Source organism: Photorhabdus cinerea, assembly GCF_011189575.1.
In the GTDB taxonomy this organism is placed as follows: domain Bacteria; phylum Pseudomonadota; class Gammaproteobacteria; order Enterobacterales; family Enterobacteriaceae; genus Photorhabdus; species Photorhabdus cinerea.
Genome location: NZ_PUJW01000009.1, coordinates 24,107 through 41,960, shown reverse-complemented (window position 1 = coordinate 41,960; position 17,854 = coordinate 24,107). Strand labels below are relative to the sequence as shown.

At 41.9% G+C, this 17,854-nt stretch carries 13 protein-coding genes and 2 pseudogenes; 11 read left to right on the top strand and 4 right to left on the bottom strand.

Annotation, left to right across the window (positions count from 1 at the left end; genetic code table 11):
* Nucleotides 1-327: 327 nt before the first annotated feature.
* Nucleotides 328-551 (top strand): annotated as a pseudogene (locus tag C5469_RS10235) (transposase); the annotation flags it as partial.
* Nucleotides 552-615: 64 nt separating this feature from the next.
* Here the strand turns inward: C5469_RS10235 and C5469_RS10230 are convergent.
* The 3 genes from C5469_RS10230 to C5469_RS10220 all read right to left on the bottom strand — a co-directional run bounded on the left by C5469_RS10230 (nt 616) and on the right by C5469_RS10220 (nt 4,592).
* Nucleotides 616-1,491 (bottom strand): glycerophosphodiester phosphodiesterase family protein, encoded by an 876-nt coding sequence (locus tag C5469_RS10230; protein ID WP_166305729.1) that lies wholly within the window; start codon nt 1,489-1,491, stop codon nt 616-618.
* A 102-nt stretch (nt 1,492-1,593) separates the two neighbouring features.
* Entirely contained in the window at nt 1,594-2,112 is a 519-nt protein-coding gene (locus C5469_RS10225) for a sigma-70 family RNA polymerase sigma factor (RefSeq protein ID WP_166305726.1), read from the bottom strand.
* Nucleotides 2,113-2,255: 143 nt separating this feature from the next.
* On the bottom strand, nt 2,256-4,592 hold the full coding sequence (locus tag C5469_RS10220) for a TonB-dependent hemoglobin/transferrin/lactoferrin family receptor (protein ID WP_166305724.1): 2,337 nt from the start codon (nt 4,590-4,592) through the stop codon (nt 2,256-2,258).
* A 245-nt stretch (nt 4,593-4,837) separates the two neighbouring features.
* Between C5469_RS10220 and dinB the strand changes: the two genes are divergently transcribed.
* Nucleotides 4,838-5,893, top strand: coding sequence for a DNA polymerase IV (gene dinB / locus C5469_RS10215; protein ID WP_166305721.1), 1,056 nt, complete (start codon nt 4,838-4,840; stop codon nt 5,891-5,893).
* Between the two features lie 36 nt (nt 5,894-5,929).
* On the opposite strand, the gene pepD is transcribed toward dinB, so the two are convergent.
* On the bottom strand, nt 5,930-7,390 hold the full coding sequence (gene pepD, locus C5469_RS10210) for a beta-Ala-His dipeptidase (protein WP_166305718.1): 1,461 nt from the start codon (nt 7,388-7,390) through the stop codon (nt 5,930-5,932).
* Nucleotides 7,391-7,646: 256 nt separating this feature from the next.
* On the opposite strand from pepD, the gene gpt reads away from it, so the two are divergent.
* From gpt to recA, 9 genes and pseudogenes are all read left to right on the top strand, one after another.
* Entirely contained in the window at nt 7,647-8,108 is a 462-nt protein-coding gene (gene gpt, locus C5469_RS10205; protein ID WP_166305715.1) for a xanthine phosphoribosyltransferase, read from the top strand.
* Nucleotides 8,109-8,122: 14 nt separating this feature from the next.
* On the top strand, nt 8,123-9,373 hold the full coding sequence (gene frsA, locus C5469_RS10200) for an esterase FrsA (protein WP_166305712.1): 1,251 nt from the start codon (nt 8,123-8,125) through the stop codon (nt 9,371-9,373).
* Nucleotides 9,374-9,611: 238 nt separating this feature from the next.
* Nucleotides 9,612-10,715, top strand: coding sequence for a glutamate 5-kinase (gene proB / locus C5469_RS10195; protein WP_166305709.1), 1,104 nt, complete (start codon nt 9,612-9,614; stop codon nt 10,713-10,715).
* Between the two features lie 9 nt (nt 10,716-10,724).
* A complete protein-coding gene (gene proA, locus C5469_RS10190; protein WP_166305706.1) occupies nt 10,725-11,978 on the top strand; it encodes a glutamate-5-semialdehyde dehydrogenase in 1,254 nt (417 codons plus the stop codon).
* Nucleotides 11,979-12,150: 172 nt separating this feature from the next.
* Entirely contained in the window at nt 12,151-12,675 is a 525-nt protein-coding gene (aroL, locus tag C5469_RS10185) for a shikimate kinase AroL (RefSeq protein WP_166305703.1), read from the top strand.
* Nucleotides 12,676-12,784: 109 nt separating this feature from the next.
* Nucleotides 12,785-14,650 (top strand): annotated as a pseudogene (aas, locus tag C5469_RS10180) (bifunctional acyl-ACP--phospholipid O-acyltransferase/long-chain-fatty-acid--ACP ligase); the annotation flags it as partial.
* A 56-nt stretch (nt 14,651-14,706) separates the two neighbouring features.
* Nucleotides 14,707-15,861 (top strand): lysophospholipid transporter LplT, encoded by a 1,155-nt coding sequence (lplT, locus tag C5469_RS10175; RefSeq protein ID WP_166306075.1) that lies wholly within the window; start codon nt 14,707-14,709, stop codon nt 15,859-15,861.
* A gap of 25 nt (nt 15,862-15,886) precedes the next feature.
* Nucleotides 15,887-16,390 carry a nicotinamide-nucleotide amidase gene (pncC, locus tag C5469_RS10170; protein ID WP_166305697.1) on the top strand — a complete coding sequence of 168 codons (504 nt, stop codon included), beginning with the start codon at nt 15,887-15,889 and terminating at the stop codon, nt 16,388-16,390.
* A 105-nt stretch (nt 16,391-16,495) separates the two neighbouring features.
* Nucleotides 16,496-17,563, top strand: coding sequence for a recombinase RecA (gene recA, locus C5469_RS10165; protein ID WP_166305694.1), 1,068 nt, complete (start codon nt 16,496-16,498; stop codon nt 17,561-17,563).
* Nucleotides 17,564-17,854 lie beyond the last annotated feature (291 nt).

Here is a 17,854-nt window from a genome sequence, read left to right as displayed (position 1 = left end):
TCACGCCTCTTTCTTTAATTGCGACCACACCCAGAAACACCAGTGGTTCTCATTCCCGTAAACACAGGTAAATAATGATGATAGCCAATCGAATGACCACGCTGTTATTCTCGGTTCATCTCCGTAGATACGAAGAACAGATACTTAGGATTATTAGGATAGAAAACGTCAGGATTTACTTTGTGACATAACAAAGCGATAATCTATTGTTCATATTTAGATAGAGTTGGCAGATAACCTTTGTCAAGTTATTTTATTTTGGAGTACATGGTACTCCTGTGATTCTAAAATTATCAGCATGACTTACAAATTTATTCCATACCTTTAAATGAAACCTGTCAGAGGTTACTGGAAATCCCTAGAGTAGGGCCGTTGATCGCCACGGCTGCTGTACAGGGCGGGTTCCTAAACAAACAGGTTCTGGTGGTAAAGTGAAGTTGCTGGGGATAAGTAAACGTGGCGACATCTACCAGCGAACACTGTTTATCCACGGAGCACGGGCGGTATCTTTGCTGGTAAAAGAACCGGGTCCGTGGATAACAGAGCTGCAACTGCTCGCGATGTCAGAACAACAAAAGCCTTGCAAACAGGGATGCGTTCATACAGAGGAGGATGTCAATTTGTTTTAAAAGTACTGAACAGTTTGGGAGAATCTACCAACACACCATCGGCACCAAGCTCTTTAGCCTGTTTGAAATCCTCTTCAGTTTTAATGCCAAATAAAGTGATGTTAGCACCACTTTTCGCACGGAAACACTTCATTGCTTCGTTATCCCATGTTAATACTGATTTGGAGCGCGCTTCACCAAGTGTATATTTTTCAACAACTTCTACGTTACGGCGCATTTCCAAACCATACCAGCGAGCGGTGTCGGTATTTGCAGGGATATCGCATTGATGAGCCATGGTGATATTTGCCAACATAGTGCGGGTTTTGTCACGGCTTTCAAAGCGCTGAATCTCTTTTGGTAATGCGTTAAGGTAAGCTTCGTCAGTGGAATAGAAACGGGTACGAGTAAAAGCCTTCTGTTTGGCCAGTACTTTTTCCAGCTCTTTGGCTTGCTGTGCTGGATCTGCATCCGGTGATTTCAGATCAATATAGAAGAAAGTATCTGGGTATTTTTTTAAGACTTGTTCCAGAGTTGGGATACCTAATCCTTTATTACGGAATGGATGGTCACTATCAGAGCTAAATTTGTAACCAGCATCGAATTTTGCCAATTGTTTTGCTTTATAAGCAGAAACAGGTCCGCTTTTATTGGTTAGGCTATTCAAATCTGATGGACGATAGAGTACTGGAATGCCGTCTTTTGAAAGCTGAACAGTGATCCAGATAGCATCTGCTTTATTTTCTAAGGACTTGGAAATTGCGTACTCGGTATTTTCAGGTGCATCACCCGTACCAGCACGATGGGCGATAATTTGTGGTGTTGTTGCGAAAGCGCTGACAGAACAGCAAAGTAGGATTGTAGCGGTAATTCCGTGTCGCATAGTTTTCTCCATAATATCCAATGATAGTTAAATTAAAATAATTAACTTTATTAATGATTTCATCATGAAATCAATTTTGAATGTAACACGGTTTTTTAAATTTTAAGTGAGAATTTGAATTTTTTTACATTTGTTATGTGCTCGTTGTAAATATTGTTTCACTGAACTGGAAGAAATCTGGAGCTGATCAGCTATTTCGCTGTAACGCAGACCTTGTAATTGTGCCAGTAGAAAAGCTTCTTTTACCCGGTTTGGCAATTTATCAAGGGTGATTTCTAGTTTTTCAAGCTGTTCAAATGCAGCAAATTTGCTCTCTGTAGAAGGTATAGTCGTTTCTGGTATGGAGTTCACATACTCCAAATAGTTCTCCTCAATTTTTCTCCGACGGTAATAATTGGCAATCAGGCAACGGGCTACCGTTGCCAAAAAAGGCCGTGGCTGACGGATATTCGACAAATTTGAACCGGACAGAACATTCAGGAACGTATCCTGAGTCAGATCTTCCGCGTGGCAAGGGCAGGAGACTTTATGGCATAACCAGTTGTATAACCATTCATGATGTTCAAAGTAAAATTGTTGCGCAAAACTATTAATTTCAGATATGGCTTTTGGGGTTGCCATTATGATTTCCAATAACTTTTGAAAATGAAAATGAAAATGAAAATGAAAATGAAAATGATTATTATTTTGATGTAATCATTGGCTGTCAAGTTATTGTTATCAAGTGAAGTTCCCTCATAGAGAGGGAACTATCAAGTGAGAAATCAGAACTTCTGGGAGACACTGAGTTTAATATTACGTCCAATTCCGGGAACAGATTCGCTGAGGTATGGCTTATAATCGCGATTAAATAAATTATTTATTGTTACACGTGCTTCAAGACCTTGCTGAAAATCAGGTTGCCAGCTAGCGAATAAACCATGTAATGCATAACCTTTGCTTTTGGGTAGTTCCCAGTAACTTGCATTCGGATCACCATCTGTAGGAGAACGGTCTTGTTTGCGAACGAAATCACCGGTCCAACCAACAGCCATTTGCCATTGAGGAATTTTTACACCTAGCATGGTATGGGCAGAGGTAGGTGGAATATCTCTAAGCCAGGTTTTACGGTTCCACCACGGATTGACAGGAGAGGTATCCCTTTGACCACTCATCGTTGAAAAAGAGAATTTGCCGAATAGGTAACTACTATTATAGAAGGTTTCGATTTCTAGCCCCTGAATAGTGTACCCCGGTAAGTTACGATAGTTGGGTAAAGGTTTGCTGCAAGCGGATTCTGGTGCGCCGTTTGCTTGAGCTTTACAATGAACATTACTACGACCGGTAAATATTTCGTCTTTACCGCGGTTGTGAAATAGAGTGGTTCGGATCTGTAAACTATCCTGAGCGGTTAGCAGATTACTAAAATCCAAAATTGCACCGAAGCGGAGCCCTGTCATTCTTTCTACATCTAAATTACGGCTGGTGGCTGTAACACTTGACTGTGCATATTGTACTTCATATTGCTCATCTACCAGTGGAGCACGCCATGTATGGCTAATATCAGAAAATAGCGATAGGTTTTGCGTTGCTTTCCACATAATACCTAAATGGGGGGACCAGCCGGTATAGGTGACGCTGCTATAATCGTGGCCTATTTTGGGTGATTTATCATTATAAACGGTAGCAATATTTTCCTTGCCCGTGTTTTTGATATGGTCATAGCGAATTCCTGGTGTGACGGTGACACTGCCAATAGTTATTGCATCTTGTAAATAGAAACTATGGGTTTCCTGTTTTCCTGATGGCATTTGATACGGTTGGAAATAGCCGTAGTTATAGGCTGGATTTTTACTCTGCGTTTTGTAATACATCAGTGTGTTACGCTGATTTTTATGCCAACGAACACCTGTTAGTAGCGTATGCTCCATGGCTCCCGTCGTAAAGACCATTTTATTATTGATATCAGCAAGATTATCCACATAGTCGATCCAACTTTCATTACCAAGATTTCCTATGCCAGCAACTGCCCCTGCATTGGCTGGACGCTTATCATGTTGTTCTGTTTTGGAATAAGCATAAGTTGCGGTTAGATTAAGTAATGGATTATCTTCTGGTGCAAGGTTCCATTTAGCGGTGTAGTTTTGATCTGTTTGATCACGATAAACCAGCTTACGACGCCAGGCTCCATCCCAACCATATTTCTTAACATCGAACTCCGATGGAGTAACTGCCTCATCACGTTTTGCTGCCCATGGTTGCCAGCCACCAGAATCAGAACGCGTAGCGGAAAGTGTCAATGTATTAGCATCGTTTAGGTAAAAATTCGTTTTCAGTAAATAAGATGCTTGATCACTTTTAGAGAAAGCAAAGCGGGTACCATCGGGTCGTTTAATATTGCCGCCATCTCGTTTACTCATATATAACAAGCCATCAGCGAAGCCTTCTATTGTCCGGCCATAGACTGCGCTGCTATAAATATTTTGTCGGTCATTGGTGTGATAACTGTATTTCAGCAATCCACCAAAATCTTCTCCTGGTCGTAACATATCACTAGCATCTTTGGTGACCACTTTGACTGTTCCGCCAAATCCGCCATTACCATCAAGCAGGTTATGTGGGCCTTTATCGACATCTACCCGTTTGATTAATTCAGGTTCAATAAAGATAGACCCCTGACGATACTTTTCGAAGCCTTTTGGTGCATCATCCAGGGTGACTTTTACGTCTTCTGTGTCACCCATTCCCCAAATATTCAGGGTTTGACCACCAGGACGAGGCGAACCTGACATAGAAACGCCGGGAAGTTGATCGAGCAGCTCGGCGATATTATCCGCCTGGGTGCGTTCAATATCCGATTTTTTTAATACAGAACTTCCAGCACTGACGCTGTTATTTAAGCCACCAACAACTGAAAGTGCAGGAAATGTGAGCACTTTTTCTGGTTTCTCCGGTTTTTCCCGGGTCTTTTGGGATTCACTTTCCTGTGCGGCCAGATGATTGGGTAGACCTGCACTAAGAGCGATCATGCCTGATAAGACATAATGAATCGTACGATTCACTTGTGGTATCGTCGTCGTTGCGGAGTTTTTTTGCAGTTTCTGGCTATTTTTAATTGTCATAATCACCCCATGAAATATCACTAAATAAAATAACTATACTTAGTAGGTCACTTCACAAAGAGAATCGGGCAGAAAAAGTTAATACCGTTATTAACTTTTTGCCTTGTTGATCAAAAGATTTTTAAAACCCAACTTAGAACGCCTTTTCACAGGAACAATACTGTGCTCTTGATTTTGTTATTTGATTGATCTTAATATTTTTAATCTGTATGTTTATACAGTTATTAGTGATAGGCTAAAGCAGAATGCGAAAGATTATTCATATTGATATGGATTGCTTCTACGCGGCTATTGAAATGCGTGATAATCCGTCACTTCGTCATGTTCCAGTCGCTGTGGGTGGCAGCGCAGACAAACGGGGAGTTATCAGCACGGCTAATTATCCTGCCCGTCGTTTTGGGGTACATAGTGCAATGTCTACTGCAATGGCGTTGAAACTCTGTCCTCAGCTCAAGGTTCTTCCAGGGCGTATGGCACTGTATAAGGAGGTTTCCCAGCATATCCGCCAGATATTTTCTCGTTATACTGAGTGGATAGAGCCTCTGTCATTGGATGAAGCTTATCTGGATGTTACTGATAGTCATCATTGTTATGGGTCTGCCACTCTTATCGCACTGGAGATCCGTAAAGCCATCTTTGATGAATTACAATTGACGGCATCAGCCGGTATTGCACCGGTGAAATTTTTGGCAAAAATCGCTTCTGATATTAATAAACCGAATGGACAGTATGTCATCCCTCCTGATCGAGTGGCTGATTTTGTTAAGGTTTTACCTTTGCGAAAAATTCCGGGGGTTGGCAAAGTCATGGTACAACGGCTGGTTAATATGGGGCTGGAAACCTGTTCTGATGTACAAAAATATGACGTAATTGTTTTGGTGAAACAGTTGGGGAAATTTGGTCAGGTACTTTGCGATCGTTGTCACGGTATTGATGAGCGATTGGTGAATCCAGACCGTCTGCGAAAATCAATAGGTGTGGAACGGACACTTGCAAGAGATATTCATCAATGGGAACAGTGCACAGAACTAATAGAAAGTTTATATCTGGAATTAGAAAAACGATTGAGTCATGTTAAACCTGATCTGCGGATTGCCCGTCAGGGGGTTAAACTGAAATTTGATGATTTTCAACTAACAACTCAGGAGCATGTTCATCCACTACTGGATAAACAAGATTTACTGCAATTGGCTCAAAAAACATGGACATCTCGCCGGGAAGGACGTGGAGTTCGTTTAGTTGGTTTGCACGTGACTTTGCAGGACCCGGAAATTGAGCGGCAACTTTTGCTTGAATGGTAATTCCCCTACCATCACGTCGAGGCAGGGGAGGGCTGATTAAACTTTTTCAGGAATGGCTTTCAGGACTGCGGTCAGCAGTTGCCAATATTGCCCGACACTCTTAATGTGAACCTGTTCGTCAGGGGAGTGAGCGCCTGTGATAGTTGGCCCGATGGATACCATGTCCATATCAGGATAAGGTTTCTTGAACAATCCACATTCTAGTCCTGCGTGAATCACCATAATATTAGGTGTCTTATCGAATAGCTGTTGATAAGTTTCACGTACCAAATGCATTACTGGGGAATTTGCATCTGGCTGCCAGCCGGGATAATCACCTTTAGCGGAAATCCCAGCATTTGATAGTTTGGCCAGAGAAGAGAGCATACTGATGACATAAGATTTGCCGCTATCGATAAGCGAACGGATTAAGTAAATAATGTTTACCTTATCTTGTTCCATACCAACAACGCCCACGTTTAGCGAGGTTTCTACCACACCTTTGATGATATCACTCATACGGATAACACCATTGGGAGTACTGTTTAGTAATGAGATAAAACGGTTTTGGCAGTCATCAGTTAATGATTGAATATCGGTTTCAACTTCTTCCAGCAATATAGTCAGGTTCTTCTCGACTATGGCATATTCGTTTTTCAGTATGCCAAGGTATTTATCTTTCAGTTGAGTAAGCAATGCTGCTTTATCGGCGGGGATGGCAACAATAGCATGGCCTTCACGAGGAATGGCATTACGCAGAGTACCGCCCTGGAAATCGAGCAGTTTTAGCTCCAATTCCTCAGTATGGGTGGCAAGGAATCGTGCCAGAAGTTTGTTGGCATTACCCAGTCCCAAATGAATATCACAACCGGAATGTCCGCCTTTGAGACCTTTGATTGTCAGCTTCAGTGTTTTGTAGTTAGCTGGAATAGATTCACGAGTCAGAGTTAAAGTTGTGGTGAAATCGATGCCTCCAGCACAACCCATGTAGATCTCGCCTTCTTCTTCTGAATCGGTATTGATCAAGATATCAGCCTGAAGCCAACCCGGTTGCAGGCCAAACGCGCCATCCATTCCGGTTTCTTCCGTCATGGTCAATAAAACTTCCAGCGGGCCATGCTTGACATTGTCATCAGCCAGCACTGCCAATGCTGATGCCAGGCCAATACCGTTATCGGCTCCTAATGTTGTACCTTGTGCAGTAACCCATTCACCATCAATATAAGGACGGATAGGATCTTTTGTGAAATTGTGCTCTGTATCGTTGTTTTTTTGCGGCACCATATCAAGATGTGCTTGCAGGACAACCGCTTTACGATTTTCCAGCCCTTTACTAGCGGGTTTTCTGATCAGAATGTTGCCAACCAGATCACGTTCAACATGTAAGTGTTTCTCTTGCGCCCATTGCACAATGTGGGTTGCCAGCGCTTCTTCATGATAAGAAGGGTGAGGAATAGAGCAGATTTTGGCAAAGATGTCCCATAGAGGTTGAGGGGATAATTGTGATAATTCTGACACGACGAATCTCCTGTGACTGCATTTCAATAAGATGAAAATACTAATCTCTACCTGAGATATAGATTTTATTATTACGAGCTATTAACGTTATGATGCTATTAAACTCAGAATACCACTTTCTTTTGGTCAGAATAATATGATTCGTCGATTCCCTGTTTCTGCTGGTTTTTGCTCACCTAAATCACTATAATCTCGCGCAACTTTTTTCTGCAAAAAATCTTTTCTGAAATATTCTTAGTTGCCGGGATCAATTCTTATGAGCGAAAAATACGTCGTAACCTGGGATATGTTGCAAGTGCATGCCCGTAAATTGGCACAACGTTTGCTTCCTGTCGAACAGTGGAAAGGCATCATTGCTGTCAGTCGTGGGGGCCTTGTACCTGGGGCGCTCCTTGCGCGTGAACTGGGTATCCGTCATGTAGATACAGTCTGTATTTCTAGTTATGACCATAATAATCAGCGTGGGCTGCAAATATTGAAGAAAGCAGAAGGTGATGGTGAAGGTTTCATCGTTGTAGATGATTTAGTTGACACTGGTGGCACAGCTCAGGCTATTCGTGAAATGTATCCAAAAGCTCATTTTGTGACTATTTTTGCAAAACCGGCAGGTCGTCCTTTGGTTGATGATTATATTATTGATATTCCACAAGATACCTGGATTGAGCAACCTTGGGATATGGGTGTAGTATTCGTTCCACCAATTTGTGAAGGTAAGTAAAGTTAGCATTTGTTATGGCAAATCAGAACCTTTCAGAATCACTTTTTAAGCCAAGGCAAAAACATCAGGAAACTTCTACGCTGGTAAAGCACCGTTATCCCCGATTGATTGCTGGTAATTACAATACGTTGGACGGTAATAGCCACGGGCGCTGGTATCGTATGATTAACCGACTGATGTGGATTTGGCGAGGAATTGATCCGTTTGAAATAGAAGAAGTACTGTGCCGGATTGCCATAACAAGTTCCCAACGCAGTAATGATGATTTATTGGATACTGTGGTTGGGTATCGTAAAGGTAACTGGGTTTTTGAGTGGTCACATCAGGCTATGTTCTGGCAACAGAAAGCATTGCAGACAGGACAAACTCCAGAAGCTGGTAGTTTTTGGTTGAAAGCAGCCAACTTGTATAGTATTGCCGGTTATCCTCATCTTAAAGGTGATGAGTTGTCTCAGCAGGCCGTTATTTTGGCAAATAAAGCTTATGAAAATGCAGCTCATTGCTCTGATTATCAGTTGAGGAAAATAGAGTTCAAACTGAGAGAAGGCAGTTGTGTGACCGGTTTCCTTCACTTGCCTCAACAAGCGCAAGGGCCGTCTCCAACCATTTTGGTTTGTGGTAGTTTAGATAATTTGCAAAGTGATTATTATCGGCTATTCCGTGATTATTTGGCTCCTCTCGGGTTTGCCATGCTGACGGTGGATATGCCTTCAATTGGTCACTCTTCACGGCTAAAGCTGACACAAGATACCTGCACTCTTCATCAGCAAGTCATCCATCAATTGAGTGAAATCCCCTGGATTGACCATACCCGGGTTGGCATTTTTGGTTTCCGTTTTGGTGCTAATGTTGCTGTCCGGTTAGCCTATTTGGAAGCTAAACATATTAAAGGTATTGCGGTTCTTGGTGCTATTGTTCATGAATGGCTCAATAGTGTTGAACGCCAACAAAATGCTCCGGCAATGTATCTTGATATGTTTGCCAGTAGGTTGGGTATTTATAATGTGGATGAAAATGCGTTTCGTCTCGAACTCAGTTGTTATTCTCTTAAAAAACAAGGTTTGTTAGGCCGGCGTTGTCCTGTTCCGATGTTTGCTGGTTACTGGCAGAATGATATTTTTAGCCCGAAAGAAGAATCGAAGCTGATAGCAATGTCATCTATGGACAGCAAATTACTGGCTATTCCGACGACTCCTGTTTACAGCAGTTTCGATCAGGCATTACAAAAAACCAGCCAATGGTTGAAAAATAAAATCTGTTATTAATCGTTCTTACTTGATGATTTTTAAACAATTTATAGGATTCCCTTAAATGCTTTATCGAAGCTACTGACTCTTGCAAATTAAAACAGTGCGTTCTGAAAGTTTCAGCTGAAATTAATAGCATAAGCTTGTTTTGAGCTAACATTTTTTCGATTTAGCATTATGTCTGTTGGCATAACGCTTCTCTCCTGTTAAAACTGAACACTGTTTTTTTCGAATTAAATATAATGGCAGAAATATAATGAATAGCAGCCAAACATTGGTTGTGAAACTGGGAACAAGTGTACTGACTGGTGGATCGCGTCGTCTTAATCGAGCTCATATTGTGGAGCTTGTACGTCAATGTGTTCAGCAACATGAAAAAGGCCATCGCATTATTATTGTGACTTCCGGTGCTATTGCGGCAGGTCGGGAACATCTAGGGTACCCGGATTTGCCTGCTACTATTGCTTCTAAACAATTATTGGCTGCGGTAGGTCAAAGCCGGTTGATTCAGTTATGGGAACAACTTTTTTCTATTTATGGCATTCATGTTGGACAGATGCTATTGACTCGTGCAGATTTGGAAGATCGTGAGCGTTTTTTAAATGCCAGAGATACTCTACATGCTTTGCTTGATAATCGCATTGTTCCTGTAATCAATGAAAATGATGCAGTTGCTACTGCCGAAATTAAAGTTGGTGATAATGATAACCTATCTGCACTGGCAGCAATTTTGGGGGGAGCAGATAAGCTGTTATTGCTGACTGATATTGAAGGGTTATATACCGCTGATCCACGTAGCAATCCAAATGCAGAACTTATCCAGGAAGTTTATGACATCAGTGATGAGTTACGCATGGTTGCTGGTGATAGTGTTTCTGGGTTGGGGACGGGTGGCATGGCGACCAAACTCCAGGCAGCGGGGATTGCAGGTCGTGCCGGTATTGATGTGATTATTGCAGCGGGCCGCAAACCTGATGTTATCTCTGATGTCATTGAAGGTAACCCAGTAGGTACTCGCTTCCATGGGTTGGTAAGCCCGCTGGAAAACCGTAAACGTTGGATTTTTGGCGCACCTCCTGCGGGTGAAATTATTGTTGACCATGGTGCTGGAACTGCAATATGTGAGAAAGGGAGTTCTTTGTTACCGAAAGGGATTAAAAATATTAAAGGTAATTTCTCCCGTGGAGAGGTTATCCGCATTCGTAGTCTGTCTGGTAAGGATTTGGCACATGGTGTTAGCCGCTATAATAGTGATGCTTTGCGCTTGATTGCCGGTCATCATTCACAGCAGATAAGCCAAATCCTCGGTTATGAATATGGTGCTGTTGCGGTTCATCGTGACGACATGATTGTGAGTTAAGGATTCATAATGTTAGAACAAATGGGAAAGGCTGCCAGAGAAGCCTCATGGCAACTGGCACAGCTAAATACAAAACAGAAAAATCAGGTATTAATCCACATTGCAGATTTGCTGGAGCAGGAAAGTGCAGTCATTCTCGAAGCTAATCAGCTTGATATGATTCAGGCCCGTGAACAGGGGATGCATGAAGCATTGTTGGATCGTCTGTTACTGACATCTGAACGTTTGACAGTGATCGCTAATGATGTTCGCCAGGTATGCCGTTTATCTGATCCGGTTGGACAGATAATTGATGGCAGTTTGCTTGATAGTGGTCTGAAGCTGGAGCGTCGTCGTGTACCCCTTGGTGTGGTTGGGGTGATTTATGAAGCGCGTCCTAATGTCACTATTGACGTTGCATCTCTGTGTTTGAAAACAGGTAATGCGGTTATTTTGCGTGGTGGCAAGGAAACTCACAACACCAACCAGGCAACAGTTAAAGTGATTCAGCGCGCACTTGAACAGAGTGGATTGCCTGCCGCAGCAGTACAGGCGATAGATAAACCGGATCGTGAGTTAGTCATTCAGCTACTGAAAATGGATCGTTATGTGGATATGTTGATCCCGCGTGGTGGTGGTGGGTTGCATAAACTGTGCCGCGAGCAATCAACTATTCCGGTTATCACTGGTGGTATTGGTGTCTGCCATATTTTTGTCGATGAAAGTGTTGATTTTAATCAGGCATTGACTGTAATCACTAATGCTAAGGTGCAACGCCCAAGCGCCTGTAATGCTTTGGAAACTTTGCTGGTACATGAGAAGATCGCGGCAGACTTTTTGCCTGCATTGAGCAAAAACATGAAAGAACAGGGTGTTACCCTCCATGCTAGTAAGTCAGCAATGGCATTTTTGCAAGAAGGTCCTGCTAAGGTCGTGGATGTGACAGAAGCAGATTACAGTGATGAATGGCTATCTTTAGATATGAATGTGGAAATTGTCAGTGATATTGAGCGGGCAATTAACCATATCCGTACATACGGTACATCCCACTCTGATGCGATTCTGACGCAATCTTTGCACAATGCTGACTATTTTGTTCGTCAGGTGGATTCCGCAGCGGTTTATGTGAATGCGAGTACTCGCTTTACTGATGGTGGGCAATTCGGTTTGGGGGCTGAGGTTGCAGTCAGCACTCAGAAATTACATTCTCGTGGCCCAATGGGGTTAGATGCGCTAACTACATATAAATGGGTTGGTTATGGTGATGATCTAATTCGTGAATGATCTGCTTATTATTACCCCAAAAGTGTATTTGATTAATTGAGGTATCAATAGAATCATGCCTTGGGGTAGCTTTTTTCATATATTAACTTTTGATTTTACGTTAATGTAAAGTATTGGTTACTATGGGTGTTAATATATTTTTAATGATGAAATTTACCAAGGATATCAAGCAATGAACCAAATATTGTTTATTGTAGGTGCACGTGGAGCAGGAAAAACGACAGTTGGAAAACTATTAGCGAATGAATTATCGTACACATTTATTGACACCGATCATCATATTCAACAAACCAGTAATATGACAATTGCGGATATTGTTAACCAACAAGGGTGGCAACAATTTAGGCACTTAGAAAGTGAGGCTTTACAACAAGTTAGTCAAAGAAAACGCGTTATTTCTACTGGTGGAGGGATCATTCTTTCAACTGAAAATCGCCGATATATGCAACAAAATGGTACGGTGATTTATCTTCAGGCTTCAGCTGATATATTAGCTGAACGATTGATGCAGCAGCCGGAAAATACTCAACGTCCCAGTTTGACAGGAAAATCTATCGTTGAAGAAATGGAAGAAGTGCTTGCCGCAAGGGAAAAGCTCTATTGTGAATGTGCAAATCATATTATTAATGCGCAACTTTCACCGGAAAAAATTACAGCTTATGTAAAAGAAATTATTCTTCCCAGAGTAATCTCCTGACGTTGTTCGAGAATTTTTTTATTTGAAAAATAAGAATATTACAGTATCGAACAATAAATAGTATCTATAGTATTTTCTATTTATTTTTCAAATGGGCTGAGATACGGATATGTTGTTTAAATTTCTAAAGTTTGTTTTTCGTTTAATGTTTCGTTTAACAATAGAAGGGGATATTAAACAATTTACCTACCCAAAATGTCTTATCACACCTAATCATGTCTCTTTTCTTGATGGTGTTTTACTAACACTTTTTTTACCAACTAAGCCGGTATTTGCTGTCTACTCTAGCATTGCAAATCGTGGTTTTATGAAACTGGTGAGGCGCTATGTTGAGATAGTTCCTTTAGATCCAATAAATCCAATGGCAGTTAGGATATTGGTCAAGGAAATAGAAAAAGGGCGGCCGATAGTTGTTTTCCCTGAAGGGAGAATTACTGTTACCGGTTCTTTGATGAAAACCTATGATGGTGCGGCTTTTATTGCAGCGATATCGGAAGCGGTGGTAGTTCCTGTCCGCATTGAAGGGTTAGAAAAAACGATATTTAGTCGATTAAAAGGTATCTTCAAACTTCATCTTTTTCCGAAGGTGACAATAAAAATTCTGCCTGCCACACAGTTACCAATGCCGGATGCATCTAGTTCGGAACAACGACGTCGTTTAGCCGGTGAGCGTTTGCATGAAATAATGATGAGTGCACGCATGGCCGCTCGTCCACAGGAAACAATATTTGAATCTTTACTGACTGCACAAAAGCGATTTGGCCGTTTTAAGCCCTGTATTGAAGATATTTCTTTTAAAGAGGATAGCTATAACAGCTTACTCAAGAAAACACTGGGTATCAGTCGTATTTTGCAGCGTTTTACCTGTCAGGGGGAACGGATTGGTTTTCTTTTACCTAATGCCACTATTATGGTAGCTGCGATATTCGGGGCATCTTTGAGAGGAAGAATACCGGTTTTACTAAACTATACAACTGACAGTCATGGATTGAAGAATGCGGTAGCGATTGCCAGTATCAAAACTATTGTGACTTCCCGGCAGTTTCTGAAAAAGGAGAAGTTAGCTTATTTATCTGAACAAGTTACTGGGGTTAACTGGGTTTATCTTGAGGATTCGGGAGATACGGTTACTTTTCTGGATAGGTTATGGATCTTATGGCACCTTTTTTTCCCGAAACAAGCTATGGTGGCACAAAAGCCAGATGATGATGCTTTGATATTATTTACGTCTGGTTCAGAAGGTATACCCAAAGGGGTCGTTCATAGTCACTCCAGTTTGTTGGCAAATGTGGAACAGATAAGAACTATCACTGATTTCAATCCACTTGACCGTTTTATGTCTTCTCTACCATTGTTTCATGCACTTGGATTGACTGTTGGTCTATTGACTCCTTTATTAGCTGGCTGCCGGGTATTTCTCTATCCAAATCCATTGCACTATCGAGTTGTACCAGAACTGGTATATGAACGCAATTGCACGGTATTATTAGGCACATCCACTGTCCTAGAGAATTATGCCTATTTTGCTCATCCATATGATTTTGCACGTCTTCGCTATGTTGTGTCCGGTATTGAAAAGCTTTCTGAAAATACTAAGTGCGTTTGGCAAGATAAATTCGGTATTCGCATTTTGGAAGGGTATGGCATGACAGAGTGTGCTCCTGTCGTTGCATTAAATGTGCCGATGATGGCTAAAGTAGGTACTGTTGGGCGAATTTTGCCGGGAATGGAATTCCGTTTGATACCGGTGGCAGGTATCAAAGAAGGAGGATGTTTGCAATTGCGAGGCCCGAATATGATGAAAGGGTATCTGAGAGTTGAAGATCCAAATCATTTGGAACTACCATTGGCGGAAGATGAGTATGGGAATATCGAGTCTGGTTGGTACGACACTGGAGATATTGTTTCAATTGATGAGCAGGGATTCTGTACTATTCTCGGCAGAATGAAACATAAAATAACTGAAGCTGGACAGGAATAACAATTGTGGATAAATCCTCTGTTGTTGCTCAACCGCTATTAACCCGCGGCATGAAAGCAGTATTGATATCGCAGTTTTGTTCTGCTTTTGCAGATAATGCCCTGTTTTTTGCAATTCTGGCACAGTTGAAAGCACAGTTTTACCCAGACTGGAGCCAGCCGATATTGCAGATCGTGTTTGTCCTTGCGTATATCTTATTAGCGCCTTTTGTGGGGCGAATAGCAGATGGCTTCGCAAAAGGCAGAGTGATGTTATTTGCTAATAGTTTCAAGCTATTGGGGGCGCTTAGTATTTGCCTGGGTTATGATCCGTTTTTTGGTTATGCCCTGGTTGGGATTGGTGCAGCATCATATTCACCGGCTAAATACGGAATCTTGGTTGAACTGACCGATGGTGATCGTTTAGTAAAGGCTAATGGTCTAATGGAGGCTTCAACCATAGCGGCTATTCTCATTGGTTCTGTTGCTGGTGGTTTTTTATCTGATTGGAACTTGACCGTCGCGTTATTTGCTTGTGCATCAATATATGGTATCGCTGCCATTGCTAATTTTTTCATTCCTCAATTATCGGCAGTCCATCAAGATAAGGACTGGAATTTGAAAAGGATGCTGACAGACTTTATTTCAGCATGTTGTATTCTGTGGCATAACAAAGGAGCACGGTTTTCTTTGGTTGGCACCAGTTTGTTTTGGGGAGCGGGTGTAACATTGAGATTTCTATTGGTCTTATGGGTACCTGTCGTTCTGGGAATTACTGATAACAGCACACCAACAGTACTCAATGTGATGGTAGCCATTGGGGTTATTATCGGTGCAGGTGTTGCTGCCCGTCTTATTACACTGAAAACAGTATACCGTTGTATGCCGGTCGGCATTTTAATTGGTGTGATGGTGGTAATTTTTGTTGCTCAGCAGAATATCTGGGCTTCTCATGTCATATTAATTATTCTTGGTGTTTTTGGCGGTTTGTTTGTTGTTCCACTGAATGCATTATTGCAGGAAAGAGGCAGACAAACAGTCGGAGCTGGTAATGCAATTGCAGTGCAGAATTTGGGTGAAAATACAGCCATGTTGCTGATGCTTGGCTTGTATTCACTGGCCATTAAAATAGGTGTCCCGGTTGTTACTGTAGGAATAGGTTTTGGTATGTTGTTTATGCTGACAATCGCTAGTTTGTGGATTTGGAATCGGTTTCAGAAAAATTGATCTTTTACTGGATAAAAGGTGTGTTATGGATGAAAAAATTTTGACTCAGCTTAGTATTGAGTTGGGAAAGAAACTGAAACAACAAGAATTGTGGGTGACCTTTGCTGAATCTTGCACAGGTGGTTGGCTAGCGAAAGCGCTCTCGGATATTGCTGGTAGTTCCGCTTACTTCGACCGGGGCTTTGTGACGTACAGTAATAAAGCTAAGCATCAGATGCTTGGTGTATCAGAAACGGTTTTACAACAACATGGTGCTGTCAGCGACCCAGTTGTGAGAGAAATGGCAACAGGGGCATTGAAAGCAGCGCAGGCAGATCTTGCAGTTTCTGTTAGTGGTATTGCTGGGCCTGATGGTGGTAGTGAAAAAAAACCTGTTGGTACAGTATGGTTTGGGTTTGCACACCGTACAGCAAATGGGATAGAAGTTGTCACCCACCATTGTTGTTTTAACGGTGATCGAAATGAAGTTCGCCTGCAAGCTGCAATTTATTCTCTAAAGACATTGCTATCAGAGATTATAAAAAATTAGCTTGATGCTGTATGATTATACAGTATAATTGCAGGCAACATTTTGGTATCAGACAATTATTCATCGGCAGTGAGGTAACCTTTCATTGCTTACGAGGGAGTAAAAATGGCTATTGATGAAAATAAACAAAAAGCACTGGCAGCGGCACTAGGCCAAATTGAAAAACAATTTGGTAAAGGTTCCATCATGCGTCTGGGCGAAGACCGTTCAATGGACGTTGAAACTATCTCCACTGGTTCACTGTCACTGGATATTGCGTTAGGTGCTGGTGGTCTGCCGATGGGGCGTATTGTTGAAATCTATGGTCCAGAATCCTCGGGTAAAACAACGTTGACATTACAGGTTATTGCCGCAGCACAACGTGAAGGTAAAACCTGTGCGTTTATTGATGCTGAGCATGCTCTTGATCCTGTATATGCTAAGAAACTGGGTGTTGATATTGATAACCTGTTATGTTCTCAGCCAGATACGGGTGAACAAGCTCTTGAGATATGTGATGCGCTGACACGTTCTGGTGCTGTTGATGTCATTATCGTAGACTCCGTTGCTGCTTTAACACCGAAAGCTGAGATAGAAGGTGAAATTGGCGATTCTCATATGGGGTTGGCCGCACGTATGATGAGCCAGGCAATGCGCAAACTGGCGGGTAACCTGAAAAGTTCCAATACACTGTTGATCTTTATTAACCAGATCCGTATGAAAATTGGGGTTATGTTTGGTAACCCTGAAACAACAACTGGTGGTAACGCACTGAAATTCTATGCTTCTGTCCGTTTGGATATTCGCCGTATTGGTTCTGTAAAAAATGGTGAAGAGGTTGTTGGTAGTGAAACCCGCGTTAAGGTTGTGAAAAACAAAGTGGCCGCGCCATTTAAGCAAGCAGAATTCCAGATTATGTATGGTGAAGGTATCAACACTTATGGGGAGTTAATCGACTTAGGTGTGAAGCATAAACTGGTGGAAAAAGCAGGTGCATGGTACAGCTACAATAGCGATAAAATTGGCCAGGGCAAAGCAAATGCTACTACCTACCTGAAAGAACATCCTGAAATTGCTACTGAGTTAGATAAAAAATTACGCGAAATGCTGTTACATAATGCTGGCGAATTCAGCAGTGCTGCTTCTGATTATGAAGACAGCGGAAGCGAAGAGATGAATAGCGAAGAATTTTAATCTAACTATATCGATAATAGCCCCTGTATTAGCAAAAATTCCCGTAGGCCCTGTCTAATTCGGACAGGGATAAAAGCGAGAGTAATGCGTTATATTCTGGATATACGTGGTGAAATATACTGCTTTTGCCTATGCGGAATCTTATATATACCCAATGGATTTCAAGATGCCTCGCGACGGCAAGGGAGCGAATCCCCGGGAGCATAGATAACTCTGTGACCGGGGTGAGTGAGTGCAGCCAACAAAGAGGCAACTTGAAAGATAACGGGTATAAGATCTATTCAGAACAAG

What these genes read in the sequence shown, in the direction of transcription:
- C5469_RS10230 (WP_166305729.1), bottom strand. Translation starts at nt 1,491, where the DNA reads ATGCGACACGGAATTACCGCTACAATCCTACTTTGCTGTTCTGTCAGC.
- C5469_RS10225 (WP_166305726.1), bottom strand. Translation starts at nt 2,112, where the DNA reads ATGGCAACCCCAAAAGCCATATCTGAAATTAATAGTTTTGCGCAACAA.
- C5469_RS10220 (WP_166305724.1), bottom strand. Translation starts at nt 4,592, where the DNA reads ATGACAATTAAAAATAGCCAGAAACTGCAAAAAAACTCCGCAACGACG.
- dinB (WP_166305721.1), top strand. Translation starts at nt 4,838, where the DNA reads ATGCGAAAGATTATTCATATTGATATGGATTGCTTCTACGCGGCTATT.
- gpt (WP_166305715.1), top strand. Translation starts at nt 7,647, where the DNA reads ATGAGCGAAAAATACGTCGTAACCTGGGATATGTTGCAAGTGCATGCC.
- frsA (WP_166305712.1), top strand. Translation starts at nt 8,123, where the DNA reads ATGGCAAATCAGAACCTTTCAGAATCACTTTTTAAGCCAAGGCAAAAA.
- proB (WP_166305709.1), top strand. Translation starts at nt 9,612, where the DNA reads ATGAATAGCAGCCAAACATTGGTTGTGAAACTGGGAACAAGTGTACTG.
- proA (WP_166305706.1), top strand. Translation starts at nt 10,725, where the DNA reads ATGTTAGAACAAATGGGAAAGGCTGCCAGAGAAGCCTCATGGCAACTG.
- aroL (WP_166305703.1), top strand. Translation starts at nt 12,151, where the DNA reads ATGAACCAAATATTGTTTATTGTAGGTGCACGTGGAGCAGGAAAAACG.
- lplT (WP_166306075.1), top strand. Translation starts at nt 14,707, where the DNA reads ATGAAAGCAGTATTGATATCGCAGTTTTGTTCTGCTTTTGCAGATAAT.
- pncC (WP_166305697.1), top strand. Translation starts at nt 15,887, where the DNA reads ATGGATGAAAAAATTTTGACTCAGCTTAGTATTGAGTTGGGAAAGAAA.
- recA (WP_166305694.1), top strand. Translation starts at nt 16,496, where the DNA reads ATGGCTATTGATGAAAATAAACAAAAAGCACTGGCAGCGGCACTAGGC.